The organism is Geodermatophilus sp. SYSU D00691 (genome assembly GCF_054050275.1).
Window position 1 is genome coordinate 38,977 of the sequence record NZ_JBJGYZ010000027.1, and the last position, 22,228, is coordinate 61,204.

Sequence of the window (22,228 nt, forward strand, 5' to 3'; positions counted from 1 at the left end):
TCGCATGGTCTCGATGCGGAGCGGCGTCCTGGAGCGCCGCCACGACCGGCGCCAGGCCGACCGGCCGCTGGCCCCCGTGCGCGCGATCGCCGCCGCGTTCGGCGGGACCTACCTGCTCTCGCTGGTCGCCACGGCGCTCGGCGCCACCGGCGTCTGGGGCCTGCTCGCCGGCGGTGGCCACGTGCTGTTCCTGGTCGGGCTCGTGGTCACCCTCGTGCTGCGCTCGCGCGCGGCGCGGGAGGACCGCGCCGCGTGGCTGTTCCTGGCTGCCGGTGCCGCCTCCTACCTGGCCGGCGCCGTCGTCCACCAGCTGCTCTACCGCGACGCCGCGGCCGTCCCCCGGCCCTCGTGGGCCGACCTCGGCTTCATCGGCTTCTACCCGCTGACCTACGTCGCGCTCGTGCTCATGCTGCGCTCGCGGGTGCGCCGGCTGACCACCAGCATGCTGCTCGACGGCGTGGTCACCGGCCTCACCGCCGCGGCCTTCGCCGCCGTGCTCGCCCTCGGCGCGGCGCTGCGGCTCACCGGCGGGAGCGTCGCCGTCGTCCTCGCCGGGGCGGCCTACCCGATCGCCGACCTGCTGCTGCTCGTGCTGGTCGGCGCGGCCCTGGTCATCATCGGGCGGGGCGCCGGCGGCTCGTGGTGGTGGCTGGCCGGCGGCGTCGCCGTCTTCGCCGTCACGGACACGCTGTTCCTGTACGGCATCGTGCACGGCGGCTACGAGTCCGGCTCGCTCGACGGCGGCTACGGGCTGGCGCTGGTCTGCTTCGGCGTCGCCGCCTGCCTGCCGCGGGCCCAGGGGGAGGCCTACCGCCCCGACGGCATGACCGCGCTCGTCGTCCCGGCCGCGTGCGCGTTCGCCGCGCTGGGCCTGCTCTTCCACGGCTACCAGAACGGCGGCGACCCGCTGGCCGGCGTGCTCGCGCTGGGCGCGGTGCTGGCCGCGCTCGCCCGGACCGCGCTGACCTTCCGCGACGTCCGTGCCCTGGCCGACAGCCGGAGGCAGGCGCGCACCGACGACCTGACCGGCCTGGCCAACCGGCGCACCGTGTACGAGGCCCTGCGGGCGGCCGACGCCCGCCTGGCCACCGGCGCCACCATGGCCGTCGTCGTCATCGACCTCGACCGGTTCAAGGAGATCAACGACTCGCTCGGGCACGCGGCGGGCGACGCCGTGCTGCGCCAGGTCGGGCCGCGGCTGGCCGGTCACCTGCGCTCCGGCGACCTGCTCGCCCGCCTCGGCGGCGACGAATTCGTCGTCCTGGCCGAGGACCTCGACGGCGACGGCGCCCTGGCGCTGTCCGAGCGGCTGCGCCGCGAGCTGCAGCGCCCGTTCCGGCACGGCGTCATGGGCCTGACCGTCGACGCCAGCTTCGGCATCGCGGTCGGCCCGGGCCACGCCGCGTCCGCGGAGGAGCTGCTGCAGCTGGCCGACCTCGCCATGTACTCGGCCAAGGGCAGCCGCACCGGCGCCGCGGTCTACGACGAGGAGCGCGACGGCTCCGGCCGGCACCGCCTCGAGGACGTCGCCATGCTGCGCCGCGCCATCGAGGAGGACCAGCTCGTCCTGCACTACCAGCCCAAGCTCACGCTCTCGACCGGCGAGGTCGACGGCGTGGAGGCGCTGGTGCGCTGGCAGCACCCGACCAAGGGCCTGGTCTACCCCGACCGGTTCATCGAGCTCGCCGAGTCGGCGGGCCTGATGGCGCAGCTGACCACCCGGGTCATCGACCTGGCGCTGGGGCAGTGCCGCCGGTGGGCCGACGCGGGCCGCTGGCTGACCGTGGCGGTCAACGTGAGCCCGTCCAACCTGATCGACGAGCAGTTCCCCTCGGACGTCGCCCGGCTGCTGACCGAGCACGACCTGCCGTCGGGCGTGCTAGTCCTCGAGGTGACCGAGAGCCTGCTCATGGCCGACCGCGAGCGCGCGGCCGGCGTGCTCGGCCGGCTGCAGGCCTACGGCGTGGGCGTCGCGATCGACGACTACGGCACCGGCTACTCCAGCCTCGAGTACCTGGCCACGCTGCCGGTGAGCGAGCTCAAGCTCGACCGGGCGTTCGTCGGCGGCATGGCGGGCAGCCCGCGCGCCGAGGCGATCGTGACCTCGACGCTGCAGTTGGCGCACGCGCTCGGTCTGGTCTTCGTCGCCGAGGGCGTGGAGGACCAGGAGACGGTCGACGTGCTCACCTTCCTCGGCTGCGACGTGGTGCAGGGCTACCACCTCAGCCGGCCGCAGCCCCCGGACGCGCTCTGGGCATGGCTGGAGGAGCACCACCCCGCCGACACCGCCGTCCCGTCGCCGTAGGCGGCTACGTCGGGATCGGGAACACCAGCAGCGAGCTCGACGCCGTCGCGACGGTGCGGCCCTCGTTGTCCAGGACCTCGCCCTCCGCGAAGGCCACCCGCCGCCCCGGCTTGACGACCCGGCCGATCGCGGTGAGCGGGCCGCTGGTCGCGTGCACGGCCCGCAGGTAGTTCACCTTCAGCTCGATCGAGGTGTAGGCGGTGCCCTGCGGCAGGGTCGTGTGGACGGCGCAGCCGAGGACGGAGTCCAGCAGCGTGCAGACGACGCCGCCGTGGACGACGCCGATCGGGTTGTAGACCGACTCGTCGAGCGAGCAGCGGAACTCGACGCGGCCCTCGGCGACGTCGGCGAACTCCATCTGCAGCAGCCGGGCGATGGGCGGGGGCGGCAGGACGCCGTCGCGGATCGCCTGCATCGTCTCCAGGCCGGAGCGCTCCAGCGCGCCGGCGGCGGTGAGCATCGGGTCGTGCCAGCTCACCGTCCGGGAGCGCGGCTCGCCCCAGGCGTCGGGTTCCCCGGCGGCGAGCTCAGCGGTCACGGACGTCGTCCTCCTCGGTGGGCAGGCCGGTCAGCGCCCGCCCGGCCGGGGTGAGCACGCGCTCGGCGCGCGAGCCGCGCACGGGTTCGCCGCACGTGCGGCAGACCCACTCGGCGTCGATCACGTGGTCCTCGTGGCCGGCGGGTGCGTGGTGCAGCTCCACCGGCGGCTCCTCGGTCAGCCAGCGGTTGCCCCACTGCAGCAGCGCCTGCAGCACCGGCAGCAGGTCGCGGCCGGCGGCCGTGAGGTGGTAGCCCGAGCGCGGGGGCGCGGTGCTGTACGGGCGCCGCTCCAGCACGCCGGCGTCGACCAGCGCCGACAGGCGGGCGGACAGCCGGTCGCGCGGCGCCCCGGTGCCGCGGGCGATCTCGCTGAAGCGGTGGTTGCCGAGCGAGACCTCGCGGATCACCAGCAGCGACCAGCGCTCACCGACCAGCTCGAGGGAGGCCGCGATCGGGCACGGCCGGCCCGGCAGCGTGTCGAAGGCGAAGGACTGCAGCACGCCGTCCAGGTTTGCACATCAAACCGACAAGTGCGACCACCGGCCCGTCACCGCTCCCGGCCGCTCAGCCGCAGCACCAGCCGGTGCAGCCCGTAGCGGGCGAGCAGCACCACCGCGGCACCGACAGCACGACCAGGACCGCGAGGACGAGCAGCCGGACCGACAAGGCCGGGCGGGGGAGTGGACCACGGGCCGCCCGGACGTGGCTTCCGCCGCCGGACGCCGCGAGGGCGGGGACCCCGGTGGGGGTCCCCGCCCTCGTCAGTCGGTCAGGACGGCGTCAGCTCTTGGGACGGGCGCCGGCGCGCAGGGCGCCGAGCAGGTCGTGGTTGAGCCGGGAGATGGTCTCCATGGAGATGCCCTTCGGGCAGGCCGCCGAGCACTCGCCGATGTTCGTGCAGCCGCCGAAGCCCTCGAGGTCCTGCTGGGCGACCATGTTGACCACCCGGTCGTTGCGCTCGGGCTGGCCCTGCGGCATGAGGCCGAGGTGGGTCACCTTGGCCGCGGTGAACAGCATCGACGAGCCGTTCGGGCAGGCCGCGACGCAGGCGCCGCAGCCGATGCAGGTGGCGGCGTCGAAGGCCGCGTCGGCGGACTTCTTGTCGACCAGGATCGAGTGCGCCTCGGGCGCGGTCCCGGTCGGCGCGCTGATGTAGCCGCCGGCCTGGATGATCCGGTCGAACGCCCGCCGGTCGACGGCGAGGTCCTTGATCACCGGGAACGCCCGCGACCGCCACGGCTCGATGACGATCTCGTCGCCGTCGCGGAACGAGCGCATGTGCAGCTGGCAGGTGGTCGTCTGCTCGGGGCCGTGCGCCTGCCCGTTGATCATGACGCCGCACATGCCGCAGATGCCCTCGCGGCAGTCGTGGTCGAAGGCGACGGGGTCGTCGCCGTCCATGATCAGCTTCTCGTTGAGGACGTCGAGCATCTCGAGGAACGACATGTCCGGGGAGATGTCGCTGACCCGGTAGGTCACCAGCTGCCCCTTGACCGACGGGCCCTTCTGCCGCCAGATCTTCAGGGTCAGGCTCATGGTCCGCCGCTCGGTGTGCGGTCCGGGGGCCGTCATCGTCACTTGTAGCTCCGCTGCGCGAGGTGGACGTACTCGTACTCGAGGTTCTCCCGGTGCAGGACCGGGGGCTGGCCGTCCGGCGTCCACTCCCAGGCGGCGACGTAGGCGAAGTTCTCGTCGTCGCGCAGCGCCTCGCCCTCGGGGGTCTGGCTCTCCGCGCGGAAGTGGCCGCCGCAGCTCTCGTTGCGGTGCAGGGCGTCGATGCACATGAGCTCGGCGAGCTCGATGAAGTCGGCGACCCGGCCGGCCTGCTCGAGGTTCTGGTTGAACGAGCTCCAGTCGCCGACGACCTTGACGTTGGTCCAGAACTCCTGCTTGAGCTCGGGGATCCGGTCCAGCGCCTTGCGCAGGCTCTCCTCGGAGCGCTCCATGCCGCACAGGTCCCACATCAGCCGGCCGAGCTCGCGGTGGAAGGAGGCCACGCTGCGGTTGCCGTCGATGGTGAGCAGCTTGTGGATCTGCGCCTTGACGCCGTCCACGGCCTCGACGGCGGCCGGGTGGCTCTCGTCGACCTTCGGGAACGGACCGTCGGCGAGGTACTCGCTGATCGTGGCCGGCAGCACGAAGTAGCCGTCGGCCAGGCCCTGCATGAGGGCGCTGGCGCCCAGCCGGTTGGCGCCGTGGTCGGAGAAGTTGGCCTCGCCGATCACGAACATGCCGGGGATCGTCGACTGCAGGTCGTAGTCGACCCACAGCCCGCCCATCGTGTAGTGCACGGCCGGGTAGATCCGCATCGGGACCTCGTACGGGTCCTCGCCCGTGATCCGGGCGTACATGTCGAAGAGGTTGCCGTACTTGGCCTCGATCGCCTTGCGGCCCAGCCGCTGCATCGCCTCGCCGAAGTCGAGGTAGACGCCCAGGCCGTTCGGGCCGACGCCGCGGCCCTCGTCGCAGACGTTCTTGGCCTGCCGGGAGGCGATGTCGCGCGGCACCAGGTTGCCGAACGCGGGGTAGATGCGCTCGAGGTAGTAGTCGCGCTCGTCCTCGGGGATCTGCCGCGGGTCGCGGGTGTCGCCGCGCTCCTTGGGCACCCACACGCGGCCGTCGTTGCGCAGCGACTCGCTCATCAGCGTCAGCTTCGACTGGTAGTCGCCGCTGACCGGGATGCAGGTCGGGTGGATCTGCGTGTAGCAGGGGTTGGCGAAGTACGCCCCCCGCTTGTGCGCCCGCCAGATCGCCGTGGCGTTGGAGCCCTTGGCGTTGGTCGACAGGTAGAAGACGTTGCCGTAGCCGCCGGTGGCCAGGACGACGGCGTCGCCGAAGTGCGTGCTGATCTCGCCGGTGACCAGGTCGCGGGCGACGATGCCGCGGGCCCGGCCGTCGACGATGACCAGGTCGAGCATCTCGGTGCGGGCGTACTGCTCGACGTTGCCGAGCGACATCTGCCGCTCCAGCGCCTGGTAGGCGCCGTAGAGCAGCTGCTGGCCCGTCTGGCCGCGGGCGTAGAAGGTGCGCGAGACCTGCGCGCCACCGAAGGAGCGGTTGTCGAGCAGGCCGCCGTACTCGCGGGCGAACGGCACGCCCTGGGCGACGCACTGGTCGATGATGTTGACGCTGACCTCGGCCAGCCGGTGCACGTTGTTCTCGCGCGAGCGGAAGTCGCCGCCCTTGACCGTGTCGTAGAACAGCCGGTGCACGCTGTCGCCGTCGTTGCGGTAGTTCTTCGCGGCGTTGATGCCGCCCTGCGCGGCGACGCTGTGCGCCCGGCGGGGGCTGTCCTGGTACCAGAACGACTTGACCTTGTAGCCGGCCTCGCCGAGCGTCGCGGCCGCGGAGCCACCGGCCAGGCCGGTGCCGACGACGATGATCGTCATCTTGCGGCGGTTGGCCGGGTTGACCAGCCGGCCGCGGAAGCGCCGCTCGCTCCAGCGCTCGTTGATCGGGACATCGGTGGGTGCCTTGGTGTCGGCGATCGGGTCGCCGACGGTGAAGAGCTCGAGAGGCATGACGTTCCTTACTCGATGATCCCGAAGAGGATGGCGAAGGGGACCAGCAGGTAGCCGCCGATGAGCAGCACCGAGAAGCCGAGCGCGAAGAGGTTGACCGTCTTCTCGCGGCGCCGGTTGCTCTGGCCGAGGGTCTGCGTGGCGCTCCAGATGCCGTGCCGCAGGTGCATGCCGACCAGGATCAGCGTGATCGTGTAGACGGCCACGATGATCGGGTTCTGGAAGCCCTCCACCAGCCGCTCGAACGGCGTGGACTCGCGCCCGGCGGGGTTCGCCACCCCGACCGTGAGGTCGAGGACGTGGTAGACGATGAACAGGGCGATGATCACGCCGCCCCAGCGCATCGTGCGCGACGCGTAGCTCTGCGCCGCCGCCTTCTTCACCGCGTACCGCTCGGGCCGGGCCAGGCGGGCCTGCTTCCACAGCGAGACCGCCGCGGCGATGTGCGCGACCACCGCCAGCACGAGGCCGGCCTCGATCAGGGTCAGGACGGTGCGCGGCGGCAGGGCCGGTTCACCGAAGGTCCGCAACCAGTGCGAGTAGTGGTTGAAGGACTCACCGCCCTGGAAGGCGTGCAGGTTGCCGATCATGTGCGCGATCAGGAACAGCACCATGATGATGCCGCTGACGGCCATGATGATCTTTTTCGCGACCGAGTTCGTCTTGGCCGCCTTCGGGGTCCGTCGTTGGCCCGCGGAAGTCACCGTCACCACAAGCCACCACGCTAAGCCGCACCGAAGGTTGCGGCCATGTCAACACGAGGTGATCGCGCTCTCGTAAGGGGAGCCTTACCTGGGGTCTGCCGATAGGGTTCGGCGAACCCTGACCGCCCGGGTCGGGGTGGGGGGAGGATGCCCGCCATGACCACACCGACCCGCGGCTTCTTCGGTCGCCGGCGCGAGCGCGACCCCCGGCTCCCTCCCGGCCAGTACGACGTCGGCCGCGACTGGCCGGTGCTCACCGCCGAACCCACGCCGCGCATCGCCCCGGAGACGTGGAGCATCACCGTCGACGGCAAGGTGGCCAACCCGACGACGTGGACCTGGGACGAGGCGCACGCCCTGCCCCGGTCCGAGTACCGCGGCGACATCCACTGCGTGACCACCTGGTCGAAGTTCGACACCTGGTTCGCCGGGGTCAGCGTGGACACGCTGCTCGAGGCCGCGCAGCCGACCGAGGACGCGCACTTCGTCATGGCGACCTCCAAGACCGGCTACACCACCAACCTGCCGCTGGAGCACGTCACCGGCGGCAAGGCCTGGGTGGTCTGGGAGTACGACGGCAAGCCGCTGCCGGTCGAGCACGGCGGCCCGGTGCGGCTGCTGGTGCCGCACCTGTACTTCTGGAAGAGCGCCAAGTGGGTCTCGAAGCTGACGCTGATGACCCGCGACCAGCCGGGGTTCTGGGAGCAGAACGGCTACCACGACCTCGGCGACCCGTGGCGTGAGCAGCGCTACCAGGGTGACTGAGCTCGCGACCCGCCCGTCCGCCCCGGCCGGGGGCTGGCGGACGGCGACGGTCGCCACGGTGCGCCACCCGATCCCGCGCACGGTGGAGCTGCGCCTCGACGTGCCCGACCGGGTGGAGCACCTCGCCGGCCAGCACTACGTCGTCCGGCTGACCGCGCCCGACGGCTACCGGGCGCAGCGCTCGTACTCGGTGGCGTCGGCGCCCGGTGACGGGTTGGTCGAGCTGTTCGTGGAGCGGCTCGACGACGGTGAGGTGTCGACCTACCTGGCCGACGCCGTCGAGCCCGGCGACCAGTTGGAGGTGCGCGGCCCGATCGGCGGCTGGTTCGTCTGGGACGGCGAGTCCCCGGCGCTGCTGGTCGGCGGGGGCACCGGCGTGGTCCCGTTCCTGGCGATGCTGCGCCACGCCCGCCGGCTGGGGCGCACCGACCTGCTGCGCGTCGCCGTCTCCAGCCGGACGCTGGTGGAGCTGCCCTACGCCATGGAGCTCATGGACGCCGGCGCGCTGATCGTGCTGACCCGCGAGCCCTACGGCGACCGGGCCGCCGCGCGGCTGATGGCCGAGGAGCTGCGGTCGCTGTGGGAGCCGGGGCGGACGGCGTACGTCTGCGGCTCGGCCCGCTTCGCCGAGGCGGCCAGCCAGCTGCTGCTCGACGTCGGCGTGCCCGACCACGACATCCGGGTGGAGCGGTTCGGCCCCAGCGCCTGACCGATGACTTCCGGGCCGCCGCCCGGTCGGACCGGCATGCGCTTCGAGCACGTGGCACGGCTGCTGCAGGGCCAGGTGGACGACGGCCGGGTGCCCGGCTGCGTGGCGGCGGTCCGGCACGGCGACCGGACCGAGGTGATCGCCGTCGGGCGGACCTCGGTCGACGGCGGCCGCCCCATGGAGCCGGACACGCTGTTCCGGCTGGCGTCGGTGACCAAGCCGCTCGGCGGCGCGCTGGCGCTCGCCCTGGTCGAGGACGGCGTCCTGGGCCTGGACGACGGGATCGCCCGGTGGCTGCCGGAGTTCGCCGAGCCGCGGGTGACCGCGCGCCGCGGCGGGCCGCTGGACGAGACGGTGCCCGCGGAGCGGCCGCTCACCGTCCGGGACCTGCTGACCTTCACCGCCGGCCTCGGCTGGGCGCCCGACATCGGCCCGCTGGCCGACGCCATGGACGAGCGCGGCGTCGGCCCGAGCGGCTTCCCGCCCGAGCTGGCCCCCGACGAGTACCTCGAACGCCTCGCCGGGCTGCCGTTGTCGGCGCAGCCGGGCGCGACGTGGAACTACCACACCTGCAGCGACGTGCTCGGCGTCCTGCTGGCCCGCGCCACCGGCCGGTCGGTGGGCGAGCTGCTGGCCGAGCGGGTCACCGGCCCGCTGGGCCTGACCGACACCGCGTTCGTCGCGGTGGACCCGGCGCGGCTGGCCGTGCAGTACTGGCCCGAGGAGGGCGGGCTCAAGGAGGTCGACGGGCAGGACGGCGTCTTCGCCCGCCCGCCGCGGTTCGAGAGCCTGTCCTCCGGCCTCGTGAGCACCGCGCCCGACGTGCTCGCGTTCCTCACCGCGATCGCCTCCGGCGGCGGGCCCGTGCTGCCGGCGGCCTCCGCGGCCGCGATGACCCGCGACGCCCTGACGCCGGAGCAGCGGGCGCCCGTGCAGGACTTCCTGGGCGCGGGCCGCTCGTGGGGGCTGCACGTCGGCGTCGACGTCGAGGCGGTGCGGCCGTGGCAGACCCCCGGTCGGTGGGGCTGGGACGGCGGCACCGGCACCTCCGCCTGGGCGGACCCGTCCCGCGACCTGGCCGCCGTGCTGCTGACCCAGCGGTTCATGCTCGGCGCCGACGACGAGCCGACCGGGTTCTGGGCCGCGGTGCACCGCAGCGTCTAGAACCTGCGCACGAACCGGGCCTGCGCCGGCGTCTCCACCGCGCGGCGGTGGTAGCGCGCCCGCACCCAGGCGACGGCCTCCTCGGCGGGCACGCCGTCGAGGACGGCGAGGCAGGCCAGCGCGGTGCCGGTGCGCCCGCGCCCGCCGCCGCAGGCCAGCTCGACGCGCTGGTCGCCGCAGCGCCGCAGCGCGTCGGCGAGGGCCGTCCGCAGCGCCGCCGGGTCCGCCGGCAGCCGGAAGTCCGGCCAGCGCACCCACGTCGACTCCCAGGGCACCGGCTGGGGCGGGCGGCCCAGCAGGTACACCCCGAACTCCGGCGCGGGCCCGTCCACCGCCGGCCGGCGGACACCCCGGCCGCGCACCAGCCGGCCGGAGGGCAGCCGGACCACGCCCGGCCCGTCCGGGTTCCAGCCGCTCACGTCAGCGGGTCGCGGCCGCCGACCGTGCCGGCGGCGTCGAGCAGCGCGAAGCGGGCGAACAGCTCCTCGGCGTACCAGCCCTCCCGGGCGGTCGCGGCGACCGCCGCCGCGTGCGCCGGCCGGTCGTAGGCGAACGCGTTGAGCGCGGCGGCCGACTCCCAGACGCTGAACGTGCCCTGCAGCCCGAGCGGCGCCTCGCCGATGCCGAGGGCGAAGCGCAGACCCGGCCCGGCGTGCAGGTCGGTGGCGACCGGGGGCACGGCCCGCCAGAACGTCACCGCCTTGCGCGGGACCAGCCGGGCGCGGGTGACGGCGGCGACCGGACCGTCCCAGCGCCGGGGGCGCGGGCTGCCGAACGGCTCGCGGCGCGACCACCGGCCCCGCGCGGCCAGGGGGCGCAGCCGCGCCCGCCACTGCTCGTCGGCCAGCCGCAGCCAGCCGGCGACGGTGCGCCCGCGGTCGAAGGCGTCGGCCGCGGCGTCGTCGTCCCAGACGGCGAGCACCGCCCACCGGCGCGGGTCGGCGTCGCGCACCGTGAAGGTGCGGCCGCTGCCGGTGCCGAGCAGCTTGGCGAAGCGCAGGCCGGGGGAGCGGCGCAGCGGACGGCGGTCGGTCGCCATGCGCGCGACCGCCGCCGGCACCGCCCGCCCCGGCACACCCCACACGTGCAGGGTCACCACCGGGTCGCCGCTCACCCGCCCGAGGCTAGGCGCCCGCCACCTGGGCGAGGGCCGCGCAGGCCTCGCGCTCCACCGGGACGACGGCCGCGGCGAGCTCGGCGATCGCGTCCAGCCGGGTCTGCCGGTCGGCCTGTCCGGAGTACCCGTCCGCGATCAGCTCGGCCGCCTCCGCCGCCACCGCCCGGATCTCCTCGACGCGGTCCGGCGTCGTCAGCAACGCCGTCCGCCGGTCCCACAGCTCGCGGTACGGGGCCAGCGGCCCGCCGACCGCCTCCTCGGCGATGCGCGTCCACAGCCGGCCCGCCTCGGCGTACCGCGCGGCGGTCTCCCGCAGCGCCGGCTCGTCCAGGAGGTCGGCCGCCGTGGTCAGGAACGCGGCGTACAGGGGCCGCGTCGCGCCGGGCGAGGAGTACTCGGCGGTCAGGCAGTCGTGCAGCCGGTGCATCGCCGAGTGGAAGGCCGGGCGGCTGTCGAACAGCCGCGCCCAGCCGTTCCTCGAGCGGTGGTCGGCGACGGCGTCGGCCCACTTCGCCATGCCGCGCAGGCCGAAGTTGCCGGCGAAGTTGCCGGCGATCACGTCCTCCGTGAGGTCGTGCACGGTGACCGCCAGCGCCGCCCGGATCGCCGGGACGAGGTCGACGGGCTGCGACGGCTCGACGACGACCATCCGGTGCTTGCTCTGCCGGTGAGTGCTGCGCGCGGCGGCGAAGGCGTCGCCGGGCAGGCGCACCGGCTCGGCCAGGGCGTCGTCGAGCAGCACCGCCCCGTCCTCGCGGCCCAGCACGGCGACGTCGTGCGGGGACGCGCCGGGCACGTCCACCACCCACCGCCGGTGCGGCAGCGCGGCGAGGTCCACGGTGCAGACCGGGGTGCGGCCGGCGGCGAGGGCGGCGTCGAGCTCGCGGGCGGCCTTGGCCGCGCTCGTCGTCCCGACGACGCGGTGCGCGATCCCGGCCCGCTCCAGCGCCCCGGCGACGAACGGCCGCGGGTGGATCCGCGGCACGATCGTCATGGTCGGCAGCTGCCCGGCGTAGCTGAACGAGAAGTACATGAACCCGATGCCCCCGGCGAGTCCGGCCACCAGCGGCTCGGACAGCGGCCGGCCGTCGCGGTCGGCGACCCCGGCGGCCTGGAGCACGCGGGTCAGCAGCAGGCTGTCGTGCTCGGAGCCGGGGTCGGGCTCGGGCGCGCCGGCCAGGTGGCGCCGGGCCGTGCTGTAGCGCTCGCCGGTGCGCTCCATGCGCGCGCGGACGAGGTCCTTCAGGTGCTTCTGGCGGGTCATCGGGGTCTCCCTCGGCGGCCCGGAGCCCGCCGGACCCCACGCGTCGAGCGGACCGGGCCGCGGCGAAGGGTGGACGACACCGACGGTTCCTGGTCGCCCCGAGGACATCGATCCCCTTTGCCCTCGCGGGGCCGGCGGCGTGGGCGACCGGTCAGAGGGTGCGGCGGGGGGCCCGCCGGGGTGGACCGTACCGCACCCGGCCGCGCGGGGAGGCGTGCTGGTGCGCGGTCCGGGTACCGCAGCGCCGTGACGACCTACGACACCCGGGCGGAGCTCGGCGAGTCCGACGCCCCCGCCGAGGACGAGGTCTCGCAGGCGTTCGAGACGATCGTCAGCGAGGGCGCCCAGCGGCTGCACCGCACCTGGCGGGAGGTCCTCGCGACCGGGCTCGCCGGCGGTCTGGAGGTGGCCACCGGCGTCCTGGCCCTGCTGGCGGTGCTGGCCGAGACCGGCAGCCACCTCCTGGCCGGCCTGGCCTTCAGCATCGGCTTCATCGCCCTGCTCCTCGCGCGCAGCGAGCTGTTCACCGAGGGCTTCCTGGTGCCGGTGACGGCGGTGGTCGCGCGGCGCGCCTCCTGGCCGCAGCTGGGAAAGCTCTGGGGCGGCACGCTGGTCGCCAACCTCGCCGGGGGCTGGCTGGTGATGTGGCTGATCATGACCGCGTTCCCGCAGCTGGCGCCCACGGCGGTCGAGTCGGCGGTCACCTTCGTCGACGCGCCCCTCGACCTGCGCGCCGTCTGCCTGGCCCTGCTCGCCGGCAGCACGCTGACCCTGATGACCCGCATGCAGCACGGGACGACGTCGGACCCCGCGAAGATCGTGGCCGCCGTCGCCGGCGCCTTCGTGCTCGCCGGTCTCTCGCTGTTCCACTCGATCCTCGACTCGCTGATCATCTTCGGGGCCCTGCACGCCGGGGCCCCGTTCGGCTACGCCGACTGGCTGAGCTGGTTCTGGTACACGGCGCTGCTCAACATGGCCGGTGGGCTGCTCGTGGTGACGTTCCTGCGCCTGCTGCGCAGCAAGGAGCTGATCCAGCGCGAGCGGGCGGCGGCTGCGCAGGGGCGCTGACGGCCGCGCCTCCCGCCGGTCGGGTCGGTCCCCGGCGATCCTGTCCGGCGTGATCGAGCTCGACGGGCTGACCAAGCGCTACCGCGCGCGGGTCGCCGTCGACGACCTCACCGTGCGGGTCGAGCCCGGCCGGGTCACCGGCTTCCTCGGGCCCAACGGCTCGGGCAAGACGACGACGATGCGCTGCGTCGTCGGCCTCACCCGCCCCACCGCGGGGACGGCGACGGTGCTGGGGGTGCCGTACCGCGAGCTGGACTCGCCGATGCGCCGGGTGGGCGCGCTGATCGACCCGCGGGGCCGGCACCCCCGCCGGACGGCGTCGGCACACCTCCGGGCGCTGGCGCGGAGCAACCGGCTGCCCCGGTCGCGGGCCGACCAGCTGCTGGAGCTGGTGGGCCTGGGCGAGGTGGCCGACGAGAAGGTGGGCGGCTTCTCCCTGGGCATGGGCCAGCGGCTGGGCATCGCGGCGGCGCTGCTCGGCGACCCCGACGTCCTGCTGCTCGACGAGCCGGTCAACGGCCTGGACCCCGAGGGGATCCGCTGGGTGCGCGAGCTGCTGCGCGACCTGGCCGCCGAGGGCCGCACGGTGCTGGTCTCCAGCCACCTGATGAGCGAGATGGAGGACACAGCCGACCACCTGGTCGTCGTCGGCCGGGGGCGGCTGCTGGCCGACCTGCCGATCGACGAGCTGCTGGAGGCCCGCGCGGTGGTGCGGGTGCGCACGCCGGGGCCGCGCGTGCTGGCCGCCGCGCTCGCCCGCTCCGGCGCGCAGGTCGACCCCGGGGACGGCGGGGCGCTTTTGGTGACCGGCCTCGAGCCGGCCGCCGTCGGCGAGGTCGCCTTCGCCGCGGGCGTGCCGGTGCACGAGCTCACCCGGGTCACCGCGTCGCTGGAGCAGGCGTACCTGGCGCTGACCGGCGACGAGGTCGAGTACCGGGCGGTGCCCCGGTGAGCCTGCTGGCGTCCGAGTGGACGAAGCTGCGGTCGTTGGCGTCGACCTGGTGGTGCGCGGCGGTCTACGTGGTCGTCGTCCTCGCGCTGGGCCTGCTCGGCGCCGCGATCACCGACGACGCCCCGCGCGCCGACTTCGCCGTCGCGGTGGCGCTCACCGGGTTCGGATTCGGCCAGCTGGTGCTCGTCGTCCTCGGGGTGCTGACCGGGGCGGGGGAGTGGACCTCGGGGTCGGCGGTGTCGTCGTTCACCGCCGTCCCGCGCCGCACGCGGCTGCTGCTGGCCAAGACGGTGGTGGTGGCGCTGTTCGCCGCCGTCCTCACCGTGCTGGCCGAGATCGGCTGCGTGTTCGCGGCGCGGACGCTGACGGCGGTGCCCGGCGGCATCCCGCTGCTCGACGCCGGCGTGGTGCGGGCGCTCGGGCTGCAGGTGGCGGCGGCGGCGCTGGTCGTCGTCCTCTCCGTCGCGCTGGGGGCGGCGCTGCGGTCGAGCGCCGGCGGGATCGGGCTGGCCGCCGGCCTGGTGCTGCTGCTGCCGCCGATCCTCGCCGCGGAGGGCGGCCGGGTGACCCAGCTGCTCAGCGAGGCGCTGCCGGCGCTGCGGGTGGGGGAGGACGCCTTCCTCGCCGGCGCCGAGGGCTGGCCGCTCGGCACGGCCGTGGTCGCGGCGTGGGCGGCCGGCGGCTGGCTCGTCGCCGCGCTGCTGCTCGAGCGGCGCGACGTCTAGGCCCGCCGCACCGCCGACACGTACCGGTCCAGCGCCAGCGACTGCACCAGGCGCCCGGCCGGACCGGCCAGCCGCGCCCCGGGCGTGGCCAGCCGGGAGAACACCCGCGTGGTGAAGACGACGTTTCCGTCCGGCCGGCGGGTGACGACGAACGCCTCCTCGCCGCTCTCGGGGTGACCGGGCAGCGTGCCGTAGCCGAAGCCCTGCTCGTCGCCGTCCGCGCTCGCCCAGACGACGCGGCAGGGGATGTCGTAGCCGAAGCGGGGCAGCCCCGCGGTGAGGACGACGACGGTGCCGACGTGCCGCGGCGACCCGGTCGCGCGCACCCGCAGACCCAGTGACCGCTGCATGCGCCAGTCGAACACCGCGGCGACCGCCCGCTCGAACGCCGCGTCGCCGTGCCCGACGACGGCCTCCCGCCGGCCGTGCACGTAGCCGGCGGGCAGCGCGTCGCCCCGCGTGGCCCCCACCTCGGCGTACGTCAGCGGCGCGGCGGCGAGCGCGGCCGGGTCGGCGGCGCGGAACAGGCCCACGGGCCCAGCCTCCCTGCCGGTAACGTCCTGCGCACTGTGCTGCCCGCCGTCACCGCCACCCGCTACGTCACCCCGCTGCGCGAGGGTGGCTCGCTGCCGGGGCTCATGGAGGCCGACGACCTGGGCACCTACGTGGTCAAGTGGCGGGCCGCCGGTCAGGGCGTGAACGTGCTGGTCGCCGAGGTGGTCTGCGGCGAGCTGGCCCGCGCGCTCGACCTGCCGGTGCCCGCGCTGGCCACCGTCGACGTCGCCGCCGAGCTGGCGGTGGGGGAGCCCGACCCCGAGGTGCAGGAGCTCATGCAGCGCTCCGCCGGGCGCAACCTCGGCCTGGACTACCTGCCCGGGGCGCTGGACTTCGAGGCCGGCGTCGCCTCGGTCGAGCCGGAGCTCGCCGGCCGGGTGCTGTGGTTCGACGCGCTGGTCGGCAACGTCGACCGCTCCTGGCGCAACCCGAACATGCTCTTCTGGCACGGCGGGCTGTACCTGATCGACCACGGCGCGGCGCTCACCTTCCACCACCACTGGCCGGGCGCCGCGGCCGCCGTCGCCCGGCCGTACGACGCGAGCGCGCACGCCCTGGTCGAGTGCGCGCCGGACGTCGGGGCGGCCGACGCCGCGCTCGCGCCGCGGGTGGCCCGCCCGCTGCTCGACGAGGTGCTCGCGCAGGTGCCCGACGGATGGCTGGCCGGCCCGTCGCCGGAGGAGGGCCCGGACGACGTCCGCGCCCGCTACGCCGTCCAGCTGCTGGACCGGCTCGCCGCCCGCGACGCGTGGCTGCCGGGGCTGGTGGCCGCGGCCGCCGCCGGGGGCGCGGGGCGCCGGAAGGCGCCGCGCGGGGAGAACCGGCCCGGCTGGCTGGGCCCGCCGCCGCCCGAGGGGGTGACGCAGCGGTGAGGGACACGTTCGAGTACGCGGTGCTGCGCGTCGTGCCGCGGGTCGAGCGGGGCGAGGTGCTCAACGCCGGAGTCCTGGTCTACTGCCGGCAGCGCGACTACCTCGGCTCGCGGGTGCACCTCGACCCCGACCGGCTGCGGGCGCTGGACCCGACGGCCGACGCCGAGGCCATCGGCCGCGCGCTGCAGGCCGCGGCCGACGTCTGCGCCGCCGACCCGGTCGCGGGCGCGGCCGGGCGCGAGGCGCTCGGGTCGCGGTTCCGCTGGCTCACCGCTCCCCGGAGCACCGTGGTCCAGCCCGGTCCGGTGCACACCGGGCTCACCGACGACCCCGACGCCGAGGCCGATCGGCTGTTCCGGTTGCTCGTGCTCCCCGTCGGCGGCTCCTAGCCGCACTCGGTGAACGGAGGGTGACGGCAGAGGACACGGAGAGTCCGATCCACCGTCGCCTGGCGGTCACGCGGGCTTCCTAGCGTCCCGGTGACCGTCCTCCGAGACCCCTGTGGAGTCCCTGCATGACCGTCTGGGCAGACCCGGTCGTCGACGTCCCCGACCCCGACGACCACCCGTCGAACACCACCAGCAGCACGCCCCTGTCGGACCTGGTGGACGCCCGCCTGTCCCGGCGCGCGGTGCTCGGCGGGGGCCTGCTGGCCGCCGCCGGCTTCCTGACCACGAGCCTGATCTCGCCCCCGGCCGCGCAGGCGGCCCCGGGCGGCGGACGGCCGCTGCTCGGCTTCCAGCCCATCGGCCCGAGCACCGACGACGTGGTCCAGGTCCCGCCGGGTTACACGGCCCGCACGCTCATCCCGTGGGGGACGCCGCTGCTGGGCTCCTACCCCGAGTTCGTCCCGGGGACCCCGGGCGAGGCGGGCCGCACGGCCGGCAACACCGCCGACCAGCAGGCCCAGCAGGTCGGCATGCACCACGACGGCATGACGTTCTTCCCGCTGGAGAACGGCCCCCGGGGCAGCGAGCGCGGCCTGCTCGTGCTCAACCACGAGTACACCGACGAGTTCTACCTGCACACCGCCGGCTACGTGGCCGGCTACAAGCCGACCACCGCCGAGGGCGTGAGGAAGTCGCAGAACGCCCACGGCGTGAGCGTCGTCGAGATCGAGAAGAAGCGCTCCGGGGAGTGGGGGCACACGCGCTCGTCGCGCAACCGGCGGATCACCGCCACCACCCCGATGGCCCTCTCCGGCCCGGCCGCCGGGCACCGGCTGCTCAGGACGAAGGCCGACCCGCAGGGCCGCACGCCGCTGGGCACCATCAACAACTGCGGCAACGGCGAGACGCCGTGGGGCACCTACCTCACCTGCGAGGAGAACTTCAACGGCTACTTCCGGGTCGACGGCCCGCTCGACCCCGAGAGCGCGGCGCTGGTGAGCCGCTACGGCGTCGGTGGCGACCGCAACGGCTGGGCGGCGCACGACCCGCGGTTCGTCGTCACCCGGGACGACCCCAACGAGCCCAACCGCTTCGGCTGGGTGGTCGAGATCGACCCGTTCGACCCGCGCTCGACCCCGGTGAAGCGGACCGCGCTCGGCCGGCTCAAGCACGAGGACGCCACGGTCCACGTGAGCAAGGGTGGCCGCGTGGTGGTCTACATGGGCGACGACCAGGTCTTCGAGTACCTCTACAAGTTCGTCAGCGAGGACAACTGGACGTCGATGCGGGCCCGCGGCCGCAGCCCCCTGGACGAGGGCACCCTCTACGTCGCGCGGTTCGACGCCGCCGGGCAGGGCATCTGGCTGCCACTGGTGCACGGCCAGGGCCCGCTCACCGCCGCCAACGGCTTCGCCGACCAGGGCGCCGTCCTGGTCAACACCCGGCAGGCCGCCACCCTGCTGGGGGCGACGCCGATGGACCGGCCGGAGTGGACCGCCGTCGACCCGCGCACCGGGACCGCCTACCTGACCCTGACCAACAACGCCGACCGGAAGACGCCCGACCCGGCCAACCCCCGCGCGGCCAACCCGTGGGGCCACATCGTCCGGTGGGACGAGCAGGGCGGGGACCACGCCGCCACGTCGTTCGCCTGGGACATCTTCCTGCTCGCCGGGCCCGGCGGTGCCGACGGCTCGGACATCGCGGCCGAGGACGCCTTCGGCTCGCCCGACGGGCTGTGGCTGGACCCCGACAGCCGCGCGTGGATCCAGACCGACGGCACCCAGCCCGGCGGGGCCAACAACCAGATGCTGGCCGCCGACCCGTACCGGGTGGACGCCCAGGGCCGCCCGGAGGTCCGCCGGTTCCTCACCGGGCCGAAGCAGTGCGAGATCACCGGGATCGCGATGACCCCCGACCAGCGCACGATGTTCGTCAACGTGCAGCACCCGGGGGAGAACGGGCAGAGCGTGTGGCCGGCCGAGGACGGTCTCGCCACGCCGCGCTCGGCGACCGTCGTCGTCACCAAGGACGACGGCGGCGTGATCGGCACCTGACCCCCGCTCCCAGCGCCGGGGGCAGACCTGCTCCCGGCGCCGGGAGCTGTCGGGGGTCGGGTGTAGACCGGCGGGCATGCAGATCGCCGCCGTGGGCGTGTGCGCCACCGACCTCGCCCGGACCGTCGCCTTCTACGAGCTCCTGGGCTTCTCGTTCCCGCCCCTCGAGGCCGACACCCAGCACGTCGAGGCCGACGCGGGCATCCGGCTGATGATCGACAGCGCCGCGCTCATCGAGGGCATGTCCGGCGAGAAGCCGCGCGCGGGGAACACCTCGGCGTTCGCCGTGCTGTGCGACTCCCCGGCGCAGGTCGACGAGGTGGCCGGGCGGGTGCGCGCCGCCGGGCACACCGTCGCCCTGGAGCCGTTCGACGCCCCGTGGGGGCAGCGCTACGCGACCGTGGCCGACCCCGACGGGTACCGCGTCGACCTGTTCTGCCCGCTCGCCTAGGAACCGGGCAGCAGGGCATCGATGCGGCGGGCGAGCTCGAGGTCGTTCGCCGTCACGCCGCCGGCGGAGTGGGTGACCAGGTGCAGGTGCAGCGTGCGCCAGCGCAGGTCGACGTCGGGGTGGTGGTCGAGCTCCTCGGCCACGTCGGCGATCGCGGTGATCGCGCCGACGGCGTCCCGAAAGCTGGGCAGCTCGACGGTGCGGTGGATGCCCTCGCCGTCGCCGGACCACAGGGGCAGGCCGTGCAGGGCTGCCGACAGCTCGTCGGGCGAGAGGCGCGGAGGACGGGCCATGCGGCCATCGTGCCGTGCTGGAACGGCCTCGTTCCAGCGTCCCGCTCCTCTGTCAGGTGTGGAGGCCGCACTCCGTCTTGCCGCGGCCCGCCCAGCGCCCGGCGCGGGCGTCCTCGCCCGGCGCCACCGGGCGGGTGCACGGCGCGCAGCCGATCGAGCCGTAGCCGAGCTCGAACAGCGGGTTCACCGGCACCTGGTGGCGCTCGACGTAGCCGTCGACGTCCTCCTGGGTCCAGGCCGCGATCGGGTTGACCTTGACCATGCCCCGCTTGGCGTCCCAGTCGACCAGCCGGGTGCCGGCACGGGTCGGCGACTCGTCGCGGCGGATGCCCGAGCCCCAGGCGGTGAAGCAGGCCAGGGTGGCGGCCAGCGGCTGCACCTTGCGCAGCGAGCAGCACAGGTCGGGGTCGCGCTCGTGCAGCGCCGCGCCGTGCTCGGCGTCCTGCTCGGCGACGGTCTGCGGGGGGGTGACGTTCACCAGCGTGATCGGCAGCGCGCTGGCGATCCAGTCGCGGGTGCCGATCGTCTCGGCGAAGTGGTAGCCGGTGTCGAGGAAGACCACCCGGACGCCCGGGATCGCGGTGCTGGCCAGGTGGGTGAGCAGCCCGTCGGCCATCGACGAGGTGATCGCGAAGTCGTCGCCGAACGTCCGCCCGGCCCAGGAGAGGACGGCGAGCGCCTGCTCCACCGGGTCGGCGATGCCCTCGAAGCGGGCGTTCGCCTCGTCGGCCAGCTCCGGCGTGGGCCGGACGGCGGTCGTCATCGCTGCACTCCCGTGTCGATCAGTCGGACGGCGAAGGCGCGCAGGCACGCCTCGCACTGCCAGGCGCCGGGCTCCTCCTCGTACGGCACGAGCTCCTCGTCCCCGCAGTACGGGCAGTGGAACACCGGCAGCTGCCGGCTCCTTCCCCCGCCCGTCCCCTCCGTCACAGCAGCCAGGCCTCCTCGGCCCGCGCGACGTAGGCGGCGAAGCTCTCGCCCGGCTCGCGCCGCTCCTGGAAGCCGCGCAGCACCCGCTCGCAGTAGTCCGCCGTCTCGGCCTTGGTGACCTTGTGCCCGCGGAACTTGCGGCCGAACGCCGCGTCGACACCGAGGTGACCGCCGAGGTGCACCTGGAAGCCCTCGACCATCTCGCCGTTGTCGTCGCGGACCATCGAGCCCTTGAAGCCGATGTCGGCCGTCTGGAACCGGGCGCAGGCGTTCGGGCAGCCGTTGACGTTGATCGACAGCGGGGTGTCGAACTCCGGCAGCCGCTTCTCCAGCTCGGCGTAGAGGTCCTGGGCGTGCTGCTTGGTCTCGACGATGGCGAGCTTGCAGAACTCCAGACCGGTGCAGGCCATGGTGCCGCGGCGGAAGGCGCTCGGCCGCACCTGCAGGTCGTGCGCGGCGAGGGCCTCGACCAGCGGCTCGACGTTCTCGTCGGGCACGTCGAGGATGACCAGCTTCTGCTGCGCGGTCGCCCGGACCCGCCCCTCGCCGAACTGGTCGGCGAGCTCGGCGACGCGGGTGAGCAGCGAGCCGCTGATCCGGCCGGTGCGCAGGGCGAAGCCCAGGGCGTTGCGCCCGTCCTTCTGGCGCACGACGCCGACGTGGTCGCGCTGGTCGTTCTTCGCGGGCGCCGGCGCCGGGCCGTCGGGCAGCTCGCGGCCCAGGTACTCGTCCTGCAGCACCTGGCGGAACTTCTCCGGGCCCCAGTCGGCCATGAGGAACTTGATCCGGGCGTGGTTGCGCGAGCGGCGGTAGCCGTAGTCGCGGAACACCGCGGTGCAGGCGGCCCACACGTCGCTGACCAGCTCCGGGCGGACGAAGACGCCGATCCGCTGGGCCAGCTTCGGGTTGGTCGACAGGCCGCCGCCGACCCACAGGTCGTAGCCGGCCTCGCCGTCGGCGTTGACCACGCCGACGAAGGAGACGTCGTTGATCTCGTGCCCGGTGCAGTGGTCGACGCAGCCGGACATCGACGTCTTCCACTTGCGCGGCAGGTTGCTGAACTCGCGGCTGCCGATGTACTTGGCGACCGTCTCCTGCACCGCCGGCGTCGCGTCGATGACCTCGTCCGCGAGGATCCCGGCGAGCGGGCAGTTCAGCATGACGCGCGGGGTGTCGCCGCAGGCCTCGGTGGTGGAGAGGCCGACCTCCTCGAGGCGGCGCCAGATCTCGGGGACGTCCTCGATGCGGATCCAGTGCAGCTGCACGTTCTGCCGGTCGGTGACGTCGGCGACGTCCCGGCCGAACTCGGTGCTGATCGCGCCGATGACCCGCAGCTGGTCGGCCGAGAGCTGCCCGCCGTCGATGCGCACGCGGAGCATGAAGTACGGGTCCTCGAGCTCCTCGGCCTCCAGGACGGCGGTCTTGCCACCCGGGATGCCGGGACGGCGCTGCGTGTAGAGGCCCATCCACCGCATGCGGCCGCGCAGGTCGGTCGGGTCGATGCCGTCGAACCCGGTGTGCGCGTAGATGTTCAGGATCCGCTCGCGGACGTCGAGCCCGTCGGAGTCCTTCTTGAAGCGCTCGTTGGGGTTGAGCGGCTCGCGGTAGCCGAGCGCCCACTGGCCCTGGCCGCGCTCGGGCCGCTTGCTGGTGCGGGGAGGGGTGGTCACGAGGGAACTTCCTTCTGCGCCGGTCCGCGCGCGGGTCTCACCGCCCGGGCGGAGTGGGGCGCTGTGGCCGGAGGGGCGCAGCCGCGTCGCTGCGAGGGGGGACCGGTGTCAGCGCGCGGCGCGACAACCGGCGCTGGACACGAGCGCCAGATCGATGTGCAGACGCGCGACGAGGAG

Annotated in this window: 24 protein-coding genes; 11 read left to right on the forward strand and 13 right to left on the reverse strand. The window is 74.4% G+C overall.

Going from position 1 to position 22,228, the window contains the following annotated elements:
• Positions 1–13 precede the first annotated feature (13 nt).
• Positions 14–2,305 carry a putative bifunctional diguanylate cyclase/phosphodiesterase gene (locus ACI797_RS18740; RefSeq protein WP_456860249.1) on the forward strand — a complete coding sequence of 764 codons (2,292 nt, stop codon included), beginning with the start codon at positions 14–16 and terminating at the stop codon, positions 2,303–2,305.
• 4 nt (positions 2,306–2,309) lie between these two features.
• Here the strand turns inward: ACI797_RS18740 and ACI797_RS18745 are convergent, their stop codons facing one another.
• The 5 genes from ACI797_RS18745 to ACI797_RS18765 all read right to left on the reverse strand — a co-directional run bounded on the left by ACI797_RS18745 (position 2,310) and on the right by ACI797_RS18765 (position 7,079).
• Positions 2,310–2,843, reverse strand: a complete 534-nt coding sequence (locus ACI797_RS18745) for a PaaI family thioesterase (RefSeq protein WP_456860250.1) — start codon at positions 2,841–2,843, stop codon at positions 2,310–2,312.
• The gene (locus tag ACI797_RS18750; protein ID WP_456860251.1) at positions 2,833–3,345 is read right to left on the reverse strand and encodes a winged helix-turn-helix transcriptional regulator; all 513 of its coding nucleotides are present in this window, start codon (positions 3,343–3,345) and stop codon (positions 2,833–2,835) included. Before ACI797_RS18750 ends, ACI797_RS18745 begins: the two co-directional genes overlap by 11 nt.
• Before the next feature lie 280 nt (positions 3,346–3,625).
• On the reverse strand, positions 3,626–4,417 hold the full coding sequence (locus tag ACI797_RS18755; RefSeq protein ID WP_456540744.1) for a succinate dehydrogenase/fumarate reductase iron-sulfur subunit: 792 nt from the start codon (positions 4,415–4,417) through the stop codon (positions 3,626–3,628).
• A gap of 2 nt (positions 4,418–4,419) precedes the next feature.
• Entirely contained in the window at positions 4,420–6,366 is a 1,947-nt protein-coding gene (locus ACI797_RS18760) for a fumarate reductase/succinate dehydrogenase flavoprotein subunit (protein ID WP_456540654.1), read from the reverse strand.
• An 8-nt stretch (positions 6,367–6,374) separates the two neighbouring features.
• Positions 6,375–7,079, reverse strand: coding sequence for a succinate dehydrogenase cytochrome b subunit (locus ACI797_RS18765; protein ID WP_456860252.1), 705 nt, complete (start codon positions 7,077–7,079; stop codon positions 6,375–6,377).
• 147 nt (positions 7,080–7,226) lie between these two features.
• Between ACI797_RS18765 and ACI797_RS18770 the strand changes: the two genes are divergently transcribed.
• From ACI797_RS18770 to ACI797_RS18780, 3 genes are read left to right on the forward strand one after another with little or no spacing between them, the layout of a single operon-like run.
• Positions 7,227–7,835 (forward strand): sulfite oxidase-like oxidoreductase, encoded by a 609-nt coding sequence (locus ACI797_RS18770; protein WP_456540653.1) that lies wholly within the window; start codon positions 7,227–7,229, stop codon positions 7,833–7,835.
• On the forward strand, positions 7,828–8,544 hold the full coding sequence (locus ACI797_RS18775) for an FAD-binding oxidoreductase (protein WP_456860253.1): 717 nt from the start codon (positions 7,828–7,830) through the stop codon (positions 8,542–8,544). The genes ACI797_RS18770 and ACI797_RS18775 overlap by 8 nt, the downstream gene beginning before the upstream one ends.
• 36 nt (positions 8,545–8,580) lie before the next feature.
• Positions 8,581–9,708: a serine hydrolase domain-containing protein gene (locus ACI797_RS18780; protein WP_456860254.1), complete on the forward strand. Its 1,128-nt coding sequence runs from the start codon at positions 8,581–8,583 to the stop codon at positions 9,706–9,708.
• Here the strand turns inward: ACI797_RS18780 and ACI797_RS18785 are convergent.
• From ACI797_RS18785 to ACI797_RS18795, 3 genes are read right to left on the reverse strand one after another with little or no spacing between them, the layout of a single operon-like run.
• Complete coding sequence (locus ACI797_RS18785; protein WP_456860255.1) at positions 9,705–10,127, reverse strand: protein-tyrosine phosphatase family protein; 423 nt, start codon at positions 10,125–10,127, stop codon at positions 9,705–9,707. The two genes, ACI797_RS18780 and ACI797_RS18785, sit on opposite strands and share 4 nt — an antisense overlap.
• A complete protein-coding gene (locus tag ACI797_RS18790; protein ID WP_456860256.1) occupies positions 10,124–10,822 on the reverse strand; it encodes a monooxygenase in 699 nt (232 codons plus the stop codon). Before ACI797_RS18790 ends, ACI797_RS18785 begins: the two co-directional genes overlap by 4 nt.
• 10 nt (positions 10,823–10,832) lie before the next feature.
• The gene (locus tag ACI797_RS18795) at positions 10,833–12,089 is read right to left on the reverse strand and encodes a BtrH N-terminal domain-containing protein (RefSeq protein ID WP_456860257.1); all 1,257 of its coding nucleotides are present in this window, start codon (positions 12,087–12,089) and stop codon (positions 10,833–10,835) included.
• Between the two features lie 246 nt (positions 12,090–12,335).
• Between ACI797_RS18795 and ACI797_RS18800 the strand changes: the two genes are divergently transcribed.
• Genes ACI797_RS18800 through ACI797_RS18810 form a run of 3 tightly spaced genes read left to right on the forward strand, consistent with a single transcriptional unit; the run spans position 12,336 to position 14,834 of the window.
• Positions 12,336–13,157: a formate/nitrite transporter family protein gene (locus ACI797_RS18800; protein WP_456860258.1), complete on the forward strand. Its 822-nt coding sequence runs from the start codon at positions 12,336–12,338 to the stop codon at positions 13,155–13,157.
• Between the two features lie 49 nt (positions 13,158–13,206).
• Positions 13,207–14,109 carry an ABC transporter ATP-binding protein gene (locus tag ACI797_RS18805; RefSeq protein ID WP_456860259.1) on the forward strand — a complete coding sequence of 301 codons (903 nt, stop codon included), beginning with the start codon at positions 13,207–13,209 and terminating at the stop codon, positions 14,107–14,109.
• Positions 14,106–14,834, forward strand: coding sequence for an ABC transporter permease (locus ACI797_RS18810; protein WP_456860260.1), 729 nt, complete (start codon positions 14,106–14,108; stop codon positions 14,832–14,834). The genes ACI797_RS18805 and ACI797_RS18810 overlap by 4 nt, the downstream gene beginning before the upstream one ends.
• On the opposite strand, the gene ACI797_RS18815 is transcribed toward ACI797_RS18810, so the two are convergent.
• The gene (locus tag ACI797_RS18815; RefSeq protein WP_456860261.1) at positions 14,831–15,367 is read right to left on the reverse strand and encodes a DUF1990 family protein; all 537 of its coding nucleotides are present in this window, start codon (positions 15,365–15,367) and stop codon (positions 14,831–14,833) included. The genes ACI797_RS18810 and ACI797_RS18815 overlap by 4 nt on opposite strands.
• Before the next feature lie 36 nt (positions 15,368–15,403).
• On the opposite strand from ACI797_RS18815, the gene ACI797_RS18820 reads away from it, so the two are divergent.
• From ACI797_RS18820 to ACI797_RS18835, 4 genes are all read left to right on the forward strand, one after another.
• On the forward strand, positions 15,404–16,261 hold the full coding sequence (locus ACI797_RS18820; RefSeq protein ID WP_456860263.1) for a HipA family kinase: 858 nt from the start codon (positions 15,404–15,406) through the stop codon (positions 16,259–16,261).
• Entirely contained in the window at positions 16,258–16,650 is a 393-nt protein-coding gene (locus ACI797_RS18825) for a DUF3037 domain-containing protein (RefSeq protein WP_456860265.1), read from the forward strand. Before ACI797_RS18820 ends, ACI797_RS18825 begins: the two co-directional genes overlap by 4 nt.
• A 125-nt stretch (positions 16,651–16,775) precedes the next feature.
• A complete protein-coding gene (locus ACI797_RS18830; RefSeq protein WP_456860267.1) occupies positions 16,776–18,707 on the forward strand; it encodes a PhoX family protein in 1,932 nt (643 codons plus the stop codon).
• Positions 18,708–18,783: 76 nt separating this feature from the next.
• A complete protein-coding gene (locus ACI797_RS18835) occupies positions 18,784–19,158 on the forward strand; it encodes a VOC family protein (RefSeq protein ID WP_456860269.1) in 375 nt (124 codons plus the stop codon).
• Here the strand turns inward: ACI797_RS18835 and ACI797_RS18840 are convergent.
• The 4 genes from ACI797_RS18840 to ACI797_RS18855 are packed head-to-tail and all read right to left on the reverse strand — an operon-like array spanning position 19,155 to position 22,051.
• The gene (locus tag ACI797_RS18840) at positions 19,155–19,451 is read right to left on the reverse strand and encodes a 4a-hydroxytetrahydrobiopterin dehydratase (RefSeq protein ID WP_456860271.1); all 297 of its coding nucleotides are present in this window, start codon (positions 19,449–19,451) and stop codon (positions 19,155–19,157) included. The genes ACI797_RS18835 and ACI797_RS18840 overlap by 4 nt on opposite strands.
• Before the next feature lie 52 nt (positions 19,452–19,503).
• Complete coding sequence (locus tag ACI797_RS18845; protein ID WP_456860273.1) at positions 19,504–20,214, reverse strand: phosphoadenylyl-sulfate reductase; 711 nt, start codon at positions 20,212–20,214, stop codon at positions 19,504–19,506.
• Positions 20,211–20,381, reverse strand: coding sequence for a hypothetical protein (locus ACI797_RS18850; RefSeq protein ID WP_456542938.1), 171 nt, complete (start codon positions 20,379–20,381; stop codon positions 20,211–20,213). The genes ACI797_RS18845 and ACI797_RS18850 overlap by 4 nt, the downstream gene beginning before the upstream one ends.
• Positions 20,378–22,051 carry a nitrite/sulfite reductase gene (locus ACI797_RS18855; RefSeq protein ID WP_456860275.1) on the reverse strand — a complete coding sequence of 558 codons (1,674 nt, stop codon included), beginning with the start codon at positions 22,049–22,051 and terminating at the stop codon, positions 20,378–20,380. Before ACI797_RS18855 ends, ACI797_RS18850 begins: the two co-directional genes overlap by 4 nt.
• Between the last annotated feature and the right edge of the window lie 177 nt (positions 22,052–22,228).